Annotated in this window: 11 protein-coding genes; 2 read left to right on the top strand and 9 right to left on the bottom strand. The window is 71.2% G+C overall.

Features of this window, described 5'->3' with window-relative positions:
- Window positions 1-24 precede the first annotated feature (24 nt).
- A complete protein-coding gene (locus ACGFZQ_RS02560) occupies window positions 25-702 on the top strand; it encodes a hypothetical protein (RefSeq protein ID WP_393838826.1) in 678 nt (225 codons plus the stop codon).
- Window positions 703-779: 77 nt separating this feature from the next.
- On the opposite strand, the gene ACGFZQ_RS02565 is transcribed toward ACGFZQ_RS02560, so the two are convergent.
- Together ACGFZQ_RS02565 and pepN are read right to left on the bottom strand one after the other, a co-directional pair.
- Window positions 780-1,838, bottom strand: coding sequence for a hypothetical protein (locus ACGFZQ_RS02565; RefSeq protein ID WP_393838827.1), 1,059 nt, complete (start codon window positions 1,836-1,838; stop codon window positions 780-782).
- A gap of 207 nt (window positions 1,839-2,045) precedes the next feature.
- A complete protein-coding gene (gene pepN, locus ACGFZQ_RS02570) occupies window positions 2,046-4,622 on the bottom strand; it encodes an aminopeptidase N (RefSeq protein ID WP_393838828.1) in 2,577 nt (858 codons plus the stop codon).
- Between the two features lie 136 nt (window positions 4,623-4,758).
- Here pepN and ACGFZQ_RS02575 point away from each other — a divergent pair, with 136 nt between their 5' ends.
- Window positions 4,759-5,421, top strand: coding sequence for a DsbA family protein (locus tag ACGFZQ_RS02575; protein ID WP_351735298.1), 663 nt, complete (start codon window positions 4,759-4,761; stop codon window positions 5,419-5,421).
- 120 nt (window positions 5,422-5,541) lie between these two features.
- Here ACGFZQ_RS02575 and ACGFZQ_RS02580 read toward each other — a convergent pair whose 3' ends face one another.
- The 7 genes from ACGFZQ_RS02580 to ACGFZQ_RS02610 all read right to left on the bottom strand — a co-directional run bounded on the left by ACGFZQ_RS02580 (window position 5,542) and on the right by ACGFZQ_RS02610 (window position 12,614).
- Complete coding sequence (locus ACGFZQ_RS02580; protein WP_393838829.1) at window positions 5,542-6,150, bottom strand: superoxide dismutase; 609 nt, start codon at window positions 6,148-6,150, stop codon at window positions 5,542-5,544.
- Between the two features lie 133 nt (window positions 6,151-6,283).
- Window positions 6,284-7,672, bottom strand: coding sequence for an amino acid permease (locus ACGFZQ_RS02585; RefSeq protein ID WP_393838830.1), 1,389 nt, complete (start codon window positions 7,670-7,672; stop codon window positions 6,284-6,286).
- A gap of 113 nt (window positions 7,673-7,785) precedes the next feature.
- Window positions 7,786-8,679 carry a TauD/TfdA family dioxygenase gene (locus tag ACGFZQ_RS02590; RefSeq protein WP_351735302.1) on the bottom strand — a complete coding sequence of 298 codons (894 nt, stop codon included), beginning with the start codon at window positions 8,677-8,679 and terminating at the stop codon, window positions 7,786-7,788.
- Between the two features lie 11 nt (window positions 8,680-8,690).
- Complete coding sequence (locus ACGFZQ_RS02595; protein WP_393838831.1) at window positions 8,691-10,022, bottom strand: LLM class flavin-dependent oxidoreductase; 1,332 nt, start codon at window positions 10,020-10,022, stop codon at window positions 8,691-8,693.
- Entirely contained in the window at window positions 10,019-10,732 is a 714-nt protein-coding gene (locus ACGFZQ_RS02600; protein ID WP_393838832.1) for an ABC transporter ATP-binding protein, read from the bottom strand. The genes ACGFZQ_RS02595 and ACGFZQ_RS02600 overlap by 4 nt, the downstream gene beginning before the upstream one ends.
- Window positions 10,708-11,550: an ABC transporter permease gene (locus ACGFZQ_RS02605; RefSeq protein ID WP_393838833.1), complete on the bottom strand. Its 843-nt coding sequence runs from the start codon at window positions 11,548-11,550 to the stop codon at window positions 10,708-10,710. Before ACGFZQ_RS02605 ends, ACGFZQ_RS02600 begins: the two co-directional genes overlap by 25 nt.
- Complete coding sequence (locus ACGFZQ_RS02610) at window positions 11,547-12,614, bottom strand: ABC transporter substrate-binding protein (protein WP_393838834.1); 1,068 nt, start codon at window positions 12,612-12,614, stop codon at window positions 11,547-11,549. Before ACGFZQ_RS02610 ends, ACGFZQ_RS02605 begins: the two co-directional genes overlap by 4 nt.
- Between the last annotated feature and the right edge of the window lie 104 nt (window positions 12,615-12,718).

Here is a 12,718-nt window from a genome sequence, read left to right on the forward strand (position 1 = left end):
CGGGCGCCGGCGACCGCGGTCAGCGTGCTGCTGCTGTGGGAGGCACCGATGGCGGCGCTGGTCGCCTGGCTCTGGCTGGGGCAGTTGCCCGTCGGTGCCGCCTGGCCCGGACTCGTCATGATCATGCTCGGAGTGGTCGTCGTGGTGATCGGAGACGCCCGGAGTGCGCCGTCCGCGGCGGACCTGCCGGGCCGCGGCAGGTCCGGCCTCCACACGCTGCTGCAGCACCCGATCCTGGCGGCGGCTCCGGCCGGCGACGTCTACGACGGCATCTGGCGCGACGCCCGGCTGGGCCGACTCGCCGAGGCGGAGAACACCATCCGGCGGTCGGAGAACCACGCCGTCCGCTCGCACGGCGCCAGGTCGGCCGAAGCGACGCACTGGATCGAGGTACGGGCCCACGTCGCGCACCTCACCGGCGACGGCCGCCTCGCCGTGCGCCGGTGGCTGAGCGCGGCCCGCTTCCATGCCGATCCGCCCCGGAAGGACACCGCACGGACCCGGCTCTGCCTGGAGCGGGCCTTCACCGAATGGCGCCGCCTGCACGACGCCACCGCCACCAGTGAACTGGCCCCGGCTCTGCGGCAGATGTACGCGAAGCACCCGAACGACCCGCGCGAGCACCGCCGGTGGTCCGGCGGCGTACGAGAGGTCGACGCCCACCTCGCCGCACAGGGGCTGGCTCCCGCCCACCGTGCGTAGCCCGCCTCGTCGCGGAGGGGCCGTCGGTCCCCCTCCGAACCGACGGCCCCTCCGCTCCCCTCCGCGGTCCCCCTTCGTTACCGGGGCAGCACCACGACATACGCGGCCGGGTCCCGGTCGTCGGCCGCCATCAGTGCCGTACGGACCACCGCCGCCTGCTGCTCCATGGCGTCGCGGAGCTTCTTCGGGGTGAGGTGGACGACGGTGATGCCCAGCCGCTCCAGGTGCTCGCGCTTGCGGGCGTATTCGGACCACAGGGCGTCGTCCTGCTGGTGGATCTGCTGCTGGCCCTGCCGCGGTGCGCGGGTGTCCAGTTCGACGGCGACGGCCTGCTCGGGCCAGTAGGCGTCCAGGCCGCCCAGGTGGGGGCCGCCGGGCAGGCGCAGGTCCACGTTCCACACCGGGTCGGGGAGTCCGTACTCGCGGACCATCCGGTAGAGGCGGTCCTCGGCGATGGCCCGGCCCTCGGCGACCAGCGAGTCGACGGCGTCGACCACATGCGGGCGGGACAGCAGCTTCGCCTCGTTCAACGCCCGTACCACCGCGGCCGGTTCGCAGTGATGGCCGCGCACCGCCTCCGTCAGCAGCCGGCGTACCGCATCCGCGTCGGTCAGGTCCGCCACCGCGTCCGCGAGGGCGCGGGGGACCGGGGCGACGGGCAGGCCCGTCACCGGCTCGGGGGTCGGCAGGGCCGGGGTGCGCAGCACCCGGACGTAGGAGGTGGAGCGGATCCGGCGCAGGCGCGGGACCAGGACGTCCACGTGGTCCAGGGAGAGGAGCGGCGGGGTGGCGGAGAAGCCGTGGAGGGTCAGCGCGGCCAGGCCCGTGATCATCGCCTCCGGGTAGACCGCACGGTGCGGGGAGTCGGCGCCCGGCTGGGTGGGGACACCGGGGGCCGGCTCGCGGGCGGCGAACAGCAGCGCTCCGTGCAGGCGTTCCTCGCTGGTCGGCGGGCCGGGGTGGAGCAGGATCACACCGGGGAGCAGCTGCTGCCAGGGGCCGCTCGCCCGGCACTGCTCGGCGATCTCGGTGGCCGGGACGCCGTGCGAGCGGAGCTGAGCCGTCGTCAGCACCCGGCGGTGGACGTCGGAGAGGTGACGGAGGGGGCGGGGGGAGAGTGGGGTGTTGTGGGTCATGGACCGGAGATTCCCGCGTCCGGTCTGCCCGTTAACCGCTGTTACGTTCCTGTTGAAGAATGCGGACAACACGGTACTAAAGGTCAGGTGTTCGAGTGCCGAGTAGGAGGTGAAAACCCCTGGTCCGATCGGGTGCGGACCAGGGGTTACGGCCATGATTGACTGAATTCCGTAACGGTCACCCGGCGGGAAACCCAAGGCCAAAGGTCAGGCGCCGGCGGCTCTCGCGTCGTACTCCTGTGCGCGCAGCGTCCGGGCCAGGTCGTCGCGGGCCTCCAGGACCAGCCGGCGCAGGGCCGGCGGCGCGTCGGCGTGGGCCGCCAGCCAGGCGTCCGTCGCCTCCAGTGTCTCCGGGCGGTCCTGCAGCGAGGGGTACAGGCCCCGGACCACGTCCATGCCGATCTGGATCGAGCGGTCCTCCCAGACCCGTGCGATGACCTCGAAGTACTTCTCCGCGTAGGGCGCCAGCAGGTCCCGCCGGGACGGCTGGGCGAAGCCCGCGATCGTCGCCTCCACCAGCGCGTTGGACAGCGCCTCCGACTCCACGACCTGCGCCCAGGCCTGCGCCTTCACCGCCGCCGAGGGCCGGGCGGCCAGACAGCGCACCTGGTGGCGCTTGCCGGACGCGGTGTCGTCGCGGACCAGTTCGGCCGCCAGCGCGGACTCGTCGGCCGCGCCGTGCGCGGCGAGGGGTTCGAGGAACGCCCAGCGCAGCTCCTGGTCGACGTCCAGGCCGTCGATCGTGGCCGTGCCCGAGAGCAGCTCCTGGAGCAGCCGGAAGTCGGCCTCGTCCGCCGCCGTCCACGCGAAGAACCGCGCCCAGGCCAGCTGGTGCTCGCTGCCCGGCTCGGCCTGCCGCAGCTCCCGCAGGGCGCCCTCGGCGAGCCGCCGCCCGGCCGTCTCCCGCCACTCGGGCGCCACATAGCCGTCCAGCGCCGTGTTCGCCCACGCGTGCAGCATCTGCAGCACCCCGATGTCCGACTCGCGGCTCGCGAACCGCAGCACCAGGCCGACGAAGTCCCGGGCCGGCAGCAGCGCGTCCCGGGTCAGGTTCCACAGCGCCGACCAGCACAGGGCGCGGGCCAGCGGGTCGGTCAGGGCGCCCAGGTGGTCCCGGAGCGTCGCGAGCGAGGTGTCGTCGAAGCGGATCTTGCAGTAGGTGAGGTCGTCGTCGTTGACCAGGACCAGCTCCGGGGCCTCGGCGCCCGCCAGGTCGGCGATCACCGTGCGCGGGCCGTCGACGTCCGCCTCCACGCGCGCGTACCGCTCCAGACGGCCGTCCGACAGGCGGTACAGGCCGATCGCGACCCGGTGCGGGCGTAGCTCGGGGAGCGACTCGGGCGCCTCCTGCAAAACGGCCAGTTCGGCCACCCGGCCCTCGCCGTCGAGCAGCACCTGCGGGGTCAGCGAGTTCACCCCCGCCGTCTGCAGCCACTTCCCGGCCCAGGCGCCCATGTGCCGGCCGCTGGTCTCCGCCAGGACCGACAGCAGGTCACCGAGGCGGGTGTTGCCGTACGCGTTGCGCTTGAAGTAGCGGCGGGCGCCCTCCAGGAACGCGTCCTGGCCGACGTACGCCACCAGCTGCTTGAGGACGGAGGCGCCCTTGGCGTAGGTGATGCCGTCGAAGTTGAGCTTGGCGTCCTGGAGGTCGCGGATGTCGGCGGTGACCGGGTGCGTCGACGGCAGCTGGTCGGCGCGGTAGGCCCAGGCCTTGCGGCGGTTGGCGAAGGTGGTCCAGGCGTTGCTGAAACGGGTCGCGTTGACGTTCGCGAAGGTGCCCATGAAGTCCGCGAAGGACTCCTTCAGCCACAGGTCGTCCCACCACACCATGGTGACCAGGTCACCGAACCACATGTGCGCCATCTCGTGCAGGATGACGTTGGCCCGCGCCTCGTACGACGCCTGCGTCACCTTGCCCCGGAAGATGTACTCCTCCCGGAACGTCACCAGACCCGGGTTCTCCATCGCGCCGAGGTTGTATTCGGGCACGAACGCCTGGTCGTACTTCCCGAACGGGTACGGGTAGTCGAAGTGTTCGTGGAAGAAGTCCAGGCCCTGCCTGGTGATCAGGAAGACGTCGTCCGCGTCGAAGTAGGGCGCCAGGCCCTTGCGGCACATCGCGCCGAGCGGGATCTCCAGCGTCGTCCCGTCGGGGAGGGTGCGGGAGTACGTGTCCGTCACGTAGTGGTAGGGGCCGGCCACCACGCACGTGATGTACGTCGAGATCGGCTTCGTCTCCGCGAACCGCCAGACCCCGTCGGCGAGTTCGCCCGCCCCGTTGCTCCACGCCGTCCACTCCTCGGGCGCCCGCACCTCGAAGCGGAACGGTGCCTTGAGGTCCGGCTGCTCGAAGTTCGCGAAGACCCGGCGGGCGTCGGCCGGCTCGTACTGCGTGTAGAGGTAGACCTCGCCGTCCTCGGGGTCGACGAAGCGGTGCAGGCCCTCGCCGGTACGGGAGTAGGCGCACCGGGCGTCCACCACCAGCTCGTTCTCCGCGGCCAGGTCGTCCAGCGCGATCCGGGTGCCGTCGAAGACCTGGCCCGGGTCGAGGTCCTTGCCGTTCAGGGTCACCGCGGTCACGCTCGGCGCGATCAGGTCGGCGAAGCTCGACGCGCCCGGCTCGTTGCAGCGGAAGCGGATCGTGGTCACCGAGCGGAAGGTGCGCGGCTCGCCCTGGCCGTCGCCGACGGCCGACCGCACGTCCAGCGACACGTCGTAGCCGTCCACCGACAGCAGGGCGGCCCGCTCCCGAGCCTCGTCGCGGGACAGATTCTCACCGGGCACGGGCGGCACTCCCTCATCGTTGTCGGCACGCCGGACAGCACCGATCCTCCCACGCGCCCCTGACCGGGGGGATCCGGGAATGGGGTGACCGGTGCCGGTGTTGCGGCTGGCAAAGGACCGTATTCCGAGGAGAGCCATGTCCGAGACCGTGACGAGTTCCGGCAAGACCCCTGTCGACTTCTGGTTCGACCCGCTCTGCCCCTGGGCCTGGATGACCTCCCGGTGGGTGCTGGAGGTGGAGAAGGTCCGGGACATCGAGGTCCGCTGGCACATCATGAGCCTGGCCGTGCTCAACGAGCCCAGGCTGGACGAGCTGCCCGAGGAGTACCGCGAGCTGCTGGAGACCAAGGCGTGGAAGCCGATCCGCGTGGTCACCGCGGCCTGGCAGAAGCACGGTGCCGACGTCCTCGGCCCGCTGTACACCGCGCTCGGCACCCGTATCCACAACAACGGCGAGGGCCCGACCCTGGAGGCCGTCGCGGGCGCCCTCGCGGACGTCGGTCTGCCGGCCGACCTGATCGACTACGCCGAGCAGGAGGACTTCGAGTTCGACGCCGAGCTGCGTGCCTCCCACAAGGAGGGCATCGACAAGGTCGGCCAGGACGTCGGCACCCCGGTCATCGCGGTGCCCGGCGCGGACGGCGAGCAGATCGCCTTCTTCGGCCCGGTCGTCACCCCCGCACCCAAGGGCGAGGAGGCGGCCCGCCTGTGGGACGGCACCCTCGCGGTGGCCTCCGTCCCCGGCTTCTACGAGATCAAGCGGACCCGCACCAAGGGCCCCGACTTCAGCAACCTGTAGGCCGCACAGTGCCCGCGACCGTCTCGGCCGCGAGCCCTTACCGGAGAGCCCCCCGCGAGTCATGTCCTCGCGGGGGGCTCTCCCTTCTTCCGCCTGCCCCGGTGAACGGTGAGAAGACGATCACGAGGCAGGACGCTCCGAAAGCTGCCAGTCGACGACGGCCCACATGGCCTCGATGAAGTCGACCTTCTGGTTCTTGTACTGGAGGTAGAAGGCGTGCTCCCAGGCGTCGAAGACCAGGATCGGGGTGGAGCCCTGGCCGACGTTGCCCTGGTGGTCGTAGACCTGCTCGACGACCAGGCGGCCGCTCAGTGCCTCGTGGGCGAGGACGCCCCAGCCGGAGCCCTGGGTGGTCGCGGCGGCCTTGGTGAGCTGGGCCTTGAAGCCGGCGAAGGAGCCGAAGGACTCGGTGATCGCGTCGGCCAGGTCGCCCACGCCGTCGGCGGCCAGCGGCTCGCCGCCGCCGTCCTTCGGACCGGTCATGTTCCGCCAGTAGATGCTGTGCAGGATGTGGCCGGACAGGTGGAAGGCGAGGTTCTTCTCCAGGCCGGTGACCGAGCCCCAGCTGTCCTTGTCCCGTGCCTCCGCGAGCTGCTCCAGCGTGTCGTTGGCGCCCTTGACGTAGGCCGCGTGGTGCTTGTCGTGGTGCAGCTCGATGATCTCGGGACTGATCACGGGCGCGAGCGCGGAGTAGTCGTAGGGCAGTTCAGGGAGCGTGTAGACGGGCATGGGCGTGAGTCCCCTCCGGACCTCTTATTGCAAAAGGCTTGCAACTACACGTTAGCAACAAGAAGCCTGGCGCGGGCAGGAAACAAGGCCCCCACGTGTCGTCACGTGAGGGCCTCGCCGACAGCGGGCGGGGTCAGTCGCCGGCGCGCCGCCGCTGCCGGAGGTACCCGGCCGCCGCGAGCACGGCGGTCATCCCGCCCGTGTAGTACAGCTGCGCCCGGGTGTCCGCCTCACGGGCCATCAGGACGAAGACCGCGGCCATGCCGGCCAGCGCCAGCCACGTCAGATACGGGAAAGCCCACATGCGGACGACCGGCCCCTGCGGGGTCTCCCGCTCCAGGCGGCGGCGGAGCAGCAGCTGGGAGACGGCGATGAAGATCCAGACGACCAGGATCACCGCGCCGATCATGTTGAGGAGCCAGGGGAAGACGTCGTCCGGACGCCAGTGGCTGAGCACGACACAGACGAAACCGAAGACGCAGGAGGTGAGGACCGCGAGGCGCGGCACGCCTGCCGAGACCCTGGCCAGCGCCCTGGGGCCCTGGCCGCGTTCCACCAGGGAGTAGGCGATGCGCGAGGAGCCGTAGATGTTGGCGTTCATCGCGGAGAGCAGGGCGGCCAGGACGACCACGTTCATCACCTGGCCGGCGCCGGGGATGCCCAGGTGGTCGAGGGCGGCGACGTACGGGCCCTTCTCGACGACCTCCTTGGAGTCCCAGGGGACCAGGGTGACGATGACCGCCATCGAGCCGATGTAGAACAGGGCGATGCGCCACATGGCGGTGCGCACCGCGCTCGCCACGCCCCGCACCGGGTCCTCCGACTCGGCCGCCGCGATGGTGACCGTCTCCAGGCCGCCGTACGCGAAGACCGAGGCGAGCAGCCCGACGATCAGGCCCTCGCCGCCGTTCGGCAGGAAGTCGGTGAGGTGGGTGGTGCCCGGGGAGTCCGTGCCCGGGAGCACGCCGGCGATCGCCAGGACGCCGAGGACCAGGAACAGGCTGATCGCGCCGACCTTCAGCGCCGCGAACCAGAACTCGAACTCGCCGAAGTTGCGCACCGCGGCCAGGTTCGTGACACAGAAGACGACCATGAAGAGGGCCACCCACGCCCACTCCGGAGTGCCGGGCAGCCAGCCGGTCACGATCTTCGCGGCGCCGATGCCCTCCAGGCCCACGGCCGTGCAGAGGAGGACCCAGAAGGACCAGCCTGCCGTGAAGCCCGCCCACGGCCCGATCGCCCGCTCGGCGTGCGCCGAGAAGGAGCCCGACGACGGGTGGGCGGCCGACATCTCGCCCAGCATCCGCATCACCAGCATCACGAGCAGGCCGGAGAGGGCGTAGGCGACGACGACCGACGGGCCGGCGGCGGCGATCGCCGCGCCGGAGCCCACGAACAGACCCGCGCCGATGACACCCCCCAGGGCGATCATCGACAGGTGGCGCTGCTTGAGGCCGTGGGAGAGCGAGGCGTCGGCGCCCTGCGCGGGCGGCTTCTCGACCTGGGTGGTGCGGTGCGGCATGGGCGCGGCTCGTCCAATGCGTGAGATGGGCAAAAACGCCCACAGTCTGGGCGGCCTCCCCGCTCAGAGGGGGAGGCCGCCCATTATCCGGACACACCCCTAACGCGCCGCGGTCACGCGGCCACGGAGGTGTAGTGCGAGGCGTCGCCCGCGATCGAGTAGCTCTCCTTGCCCTCGGTGCCCACCGGGACGTCACCGGCGAGGGTCACCCGGTGCAGCCGGCGGGGCAGGCCGTCGTAGTTGTCGATGGCGTAGTGCTGGGTGATCCGGTTGTCGAAGATCACCAGCTGGTTCGGCGACCAGCGGTGGCGCAGGATGTTCTCCGGCCGGGTGACGTACGCCTGGAGCAGGTCGAGGATCTTGCGGGACTCGGACGGCGAGAGGCCCACGATCCGCTGGGCGAACCCGCCGATGAACAGGCCGCGTTCGCCGGTCAGCGGGTGGACGCGGACCACCGGGTGGACCGTGCGGTACGTGATCGAGGTGAACTGGGCGCGCTGGGCGGCCTGCTCCTCGTCGATCTCCTCGTCGGGCACGGCGTAGTCGTAGTCGTTGGTGTGCTCCGCCCACAGGGTGTCCGCCAGCTGGCGCAGCGGTTCCGGCAGCTGGCGGTAGGCGGCGGCCGAACTGGCGATCAGGGTCTCGCCTCCGTACGGCGGGACGGTGACCGAGCGCAGGGTGGTGGCCTGCGGCGGGTTGAGGACGAAGGTCACGTCCGTGTGCCAGTGGTTGGCGGCCCGGCCGCGCTCGCTGTCGACCGGGAGGACGTTCGGGACGCCGGCGATCGAGGAGACCGTCGGATGGGCGGTGGTGACCTCGCCGAAGTGCCGGACGAAGGCCTGCTGGGCGTCGTCGTCGAGGTTCACGTCGTCGAAGACGAGCGCCTTGTGCGTGCTGAGGGCCTCGCGGATCGCGGCGGCGGTCTCAGCGCCGAGCGGCCGGGAGATGTCGACGCCGGAGACCCGGGCGCCGATGTTCGCGGTGATCTTGGTGATCTCCAGGGACATGGTGATTCCTTTCAGACGAGTGCGGGGGCGTACTGGTTGGCGGGGCGGGGCAGGCCGTAGCGCTCCCGCAGGGTCCGGCGCGGGCCGTATTCCGTGCGCAGCAGGCCGCGGGCGCGCAGGATCGGTACGACGTGGTTGACGAACGCCTCCAGGCCGGAGGGCAGCACCGGCGGCATGATGTTGAAGCCGTCGGCGGCGCCCTGGGTGAACCAGGTCCCGATCGCGTCGGCGATCTGCTCGGGCGTCCCGGCGAAGGTCAGATGGCCGCGGCCGCCGCCGAGCCGGCCGATCAGCTGCCGTACGGTGAGCCGGTCGCGGCGGGCGAGTTCGACGACCAGCGTGTAGCGGCTCTTGGCACCTTCGACGGCGTCCTCGGACGGCAGGTCGGCCGGCAGCGGCGCGTCCAGCTCCAGGGTGCCGGGGGCCAGCTGCAGGAGCCGCTCCAGGCGGTCGACGCCGTGCCGGTGCACGATGTGGTCCTCGAGGAGCCGCTCGTTGGCCCGGGCCTCGGCCTCCGTCGAGCCGATCACCGGGACGATGCCCGGCAGCACCTTGATGTGGTCCGGGTCCCGGCCGGCCGCGGCCGTACGTGCCTTGAGGTCGGCGTAGAAGGCGCGGGCGTCCTCGATGGTCTGCTGCGCGGTGAACACCGCCTCGGCGTACCGGGCCGCGAACGCCTTGCCGTCCTCGCTGGAGCCCGCCTGCACCAGAAGGGGGTAACCCTGCGGGGAGCGCGGCACGTTGAGGGCGCCCTCGACGCTGAAGTACGGCCCCTGGTGCCGGGGCGGGTGGATCTTCGCGTCGTCGCCCCAGACGCCGGCCGCCTTGTCGGCGACGATCGCGTCGTCCTCCCAGCTGTCCCAGAGCTTCAGGGCCACGTCGAGGAAGTCGGCGGCCCGGGCGTACCGCTCGGCGTGCGCGGGCTCCGCGTCCAGACCGAAGTTGCGGGCCGCCTCCGCCCCCGCGGTGGTGACGATGTTCCAGCCGGCCCGGCCGCCGCTGACGATGTCCAGGGAGGCGAACCTGCGGGCCAGGTTGTAGGGGGAGTTGTAGGAGGTGGAGGCGGTGGCGATCAGGCCGATGTGCTCGGTGGCGGTGGCCAGCGCGGTGAGCAGGGTGAGGGGTTCGAGCGCCCCGGAGGGCCGCTGCTCGACACTGCCCCACAGGTGCGGGCCGTCGGCGAGGAAGAGCGAGTCGAAGGTGCCGCGCTCGGCGGTGCGGGCCAGCCGCACGTAGTGCGCGAGGTCGGTGTGCGCGTAGGGATCGCTCTCCGGGAGGCGCCAGGAGGCCTCGTGGTGACCGGTGTTCATGAGGAAGGCGTTGAGGTGGAGCGGGCGGGTCATGCGGGGTCCTCCGTGACACCCAGGGCGGCCAGCAGCCGCTTCCGATAGAGGGCGCCGGGCTGGGTGCGGTCGACGGTCAGGTCCAGGCCGATCCGGCCGTTCTCCAGGACCAGGACGCGGTCGGCGAGGACGATCGCCTCGTCGACGTCGTGGGTGACGAGCAGCACGGACGGCCGGTGCCGCTTCCACAGCTCGCGCAGCAGGTGGTGCATCTTGATGCGGGTGAGGGCGTCGAGCGCCCCGAACGGCTCGTCGGCGAGGAGCAGTTCGGGCTCGCGGACCAGGGAGCGGGCGAGCGCGGCACGCTGTGCCTCGCCGCCGGACAGCTCGCCCGGCCAGGCCCGCTCCCGGCCGCCGAGACCGACCTCGTCGAGCGCGGAGCGGCCCTTCGCGTGGGCGTCCTTGCCGTCCAGTCCCAGCACCACGTTGTCCAGCACCCGGCGCCAGGGCAGCAGCCGGGAGTCCTGGAAGACCACCGACACCCGTTCCGGGGCGGTGAGTTCCCCTCTGCCGGTGACCCCGTGGTCGAGTCCGGCGACCGCCCGCAGCAGGGTGCTCTTGCCGGAGCCGCTGTGCCCGAGCAGGGCGGTGAACTGCCCGGCGGGCAGGTCCAGGTCGACGCCGTCGAGGACCGTACGGCCGCCGAACGACCGGGTCAGCCCCCGGAGCCGGACGGCGGGGCGGGTCAGCTGCTCAGTGTGCGGCGCCATGACAGCACCCTCCGTTCGATGCCACGGACCACGGTGTCGGAGACGAGGCCGAAGACGCCGTAGATCAGCAGGCCGACCAGGATGATGTCGCTGCGGCCGTAGTTCTGGGCCTGGAACATCATGTAGCCGAGGCCGCTGGTGGCGTTGATCTGCTCCAGGACGACCAGGCCGAGCCAGGATCCGGTGACACCGAGCCGGAGTCCCACGAAGAATCCGGGCAGCGCGCCGGGGATCACGATCTGCCGGATGAACTGGAGCTTCGACAGGTCCAGCACCTCGGCGAGTTCGACGTACCGGCTGTCGATGGCGGACAGCGCGGCATGTGTGTTCAGGTAGACCGGGATGTAGACGACGATCGCGATGATGGCGATCTTGAAGGTCTCGCCGATGCCCAGCCAGAGGATGAACAGCGGGATCAGGCCGAGGGTCGGGATCGCCCGGTTGATCTGCACGGTCCCGTCGATCAGCGCCTCCCCGGTCCGGGTGAGCCCGGCGGCCAGGGCCAGCAGCACTCCGGCGGTCAGCCCGATCGCGAAGCCGTACCCGGCCCGCTCCACGGAGGTCAGGACGTCGGTGCGCAGCGTCCCCTCGGTCCACAGGTGGTAGGCGGTGTCGAGGACCCTCCAGGGCGCCGGGATGGCACCCGGGTCGAGCTGCCCGGCGGCGGACGCGATCGCCCAGGCCGCGAGGAAGACCAGGGGCCCGGCCAGCCGGGCGGCGGGCAGCCGGCGGCCGGGGGAGAGGCGGCGGCGCGGGCGGACCCGGCGGGCCTCCTCCTCGACGGGAACCGGCACGGTGCCGGTGGCCACGGCGGTCATTTCCGGTACTCCGCCGGTACGGCCTTCGCGGCGATGGACTCGAAGCGGTGGTCGAAGAGCGAGGAGACGTCGGTCTTCTTCACGAAGCCGCCCTCCGCCAGGAGGTCGGCGGTCTCCTGCTCCCACTTGACCGCCTCGTCCCAGCTCGGCGGGAACAACGGCTTGTTGGCGAGTTTCGTGATGCCCTGGGCCTGGGCGAGGGTCAGGTTCTGGGTCTTCACGTAGAACTCCTCGTTCCAGGTGTCCGGGTTCTCCCACTGCCAGACCAGGCCCTTGGCCCACTGCGGGATGTACGCGGCGACCGCGGCCGCCTTCGCCTTGTCGTTCAGCACCGCCTGCGGCGCCCACAGCAGGTTGAGCAGGTCGACGACGTCGGTGGTGATGGCGTGGGCACCCTTGGAGCCGTACTGCTGGAAGTAGGCCGGCGCCTGGGTGTTGGGCAGCGGGGCGACGTCCACCTGGCCGGACTGCAGGGCGGTGAAGAACTGGTTGCTGGTCAGCGGGACCAGCTTCACGTCGCCGTAGGCGAGCCCGGCCTCCTTGAGGGCCCGCAGCAGCACGACACCCTGGGCCTGCCCCTGCGAGAAGGCGAGCTTCCTGCCCTTGAAATCGGCGACGGTGCGGATATCGCTGCCGGGCTTGGTGGCGAACAGGTAGTTCGGCTTGCGGGTGATGTTGATCGCCACGATTTTTGTGGCGAACCCTTGATACTGCGCCTGGATCGGCGGAATTCCCGCGTTGTTCGCGAGGTCCAGGGACTTGGCACGGAACGCGTTGATGACATCGGGACCGGCCCCGATGTTCACCCAGCTCGACACCGTGAACGGCAGTGCCGGCAGCTTCGCCAGCTTGAACTGCAACTGCTGGGTGTTCAGATACGAGGCGATCTTCAGGCTGGTGCCGGACGGCACCTTGTCGGCCAGCGGAGCGGTCGAGGCGCCCGCGGTGTCGGCGGCGGCACTGCCGCCCGCGCAGCCGCTCAGCCCGGCCACGGCCGCCGAGGCGCCGAGCAGTGAGGTGAGGAAGAGCCGGCGGTCGATGCCGGAGGAGGACGCAGAAGGCATGGGAGTGCTCCGGGGAGAAAAGCAGCAGAAAGGCAGGGCGAATTCCCGGCGACGGAAGGCCGGAAAGAGAGATCTCACGCAGAGGGAAATGCGCGCCCGGGGCG

Source organism: Streptomyces sp. NPDC048254 (assembly GCF_043201895.1).
In the GTDB taxonomy this organism is placed as follows: Bacteria; Actinomycetota; Actinomycetes; order Streptomycetales; family Streptomycetaceae; genus Streptomyces.

Bases quoted from the DNA above. Each gene is read 5' to 3' on its own strand.
- ACGFZQ_RS02610 (WP_393838834.1), bottom strand. From the start codon at position 12,614: ATGCCTTCTGCGTCCTCCTCCGGCATCGACCGCCGGCTCTTCCTCACC.
- ACGFZQ_RS02600 (WP_393838832.1), bottom strand. From the start codon at position 10,732: ATGGCGCCGCACACTGAGCAGCTGACCCGCCCCGCCGTCCGGCTCCGG.
- ACGFZQ_RS02595 (WP_393838831.1), bottom strand. From the start codon at position 10,022: ATGACCCGCCCGCTCCACCTCAACGCCTTCCTCATGAACACCGGTCAC.
- ACGFZQ_RS02590 (WP_351735302.1), bottom strand. From the start codon at position 8,679: ATGTCCCTGGAGATCACCAAGATCACCGCGAACATCGGCGCCCGGGTC.
- ACGFZQ_RS02580 (WP_393838829.1), bottom strand. From the start codon at position 6,150: ATGCCCGTCTACACGCTCCCTGAACTGCCCTACGACTACTCCGCGCTC.
- ACGFZQ_RS02605 (WP_393838833.1), bottom strand. From the start codon at position 11,550: ATGACCGCCGTGGCCACCGGCACCGTGCCGGTTCCCGTCGAGGAGGAG.
- ACGFZQ_RS02565 (WP_393838827.1), bottom strand. From the start codon at position 1,838: ATGACCCACAACACCCCACTCTCCCCCCGCCCCCTCCGTCACCTCTCC.
- ACGFZQ_RS02585 (WP_393838830.1), bottom strand. From the start codon at position 7,672: ATGCCGCACCGCACCACCCAGGTCGAGAAGCCGCCCGCGCAGGGCGCC.
- ACGFZQ_RS02575 (WP_351735298.1), top strand. From the start codon at position 4,759: ATGTCCGAGACCGTGACGAGTTCCGGCAAGACCCCTGTCGACTTCTGG.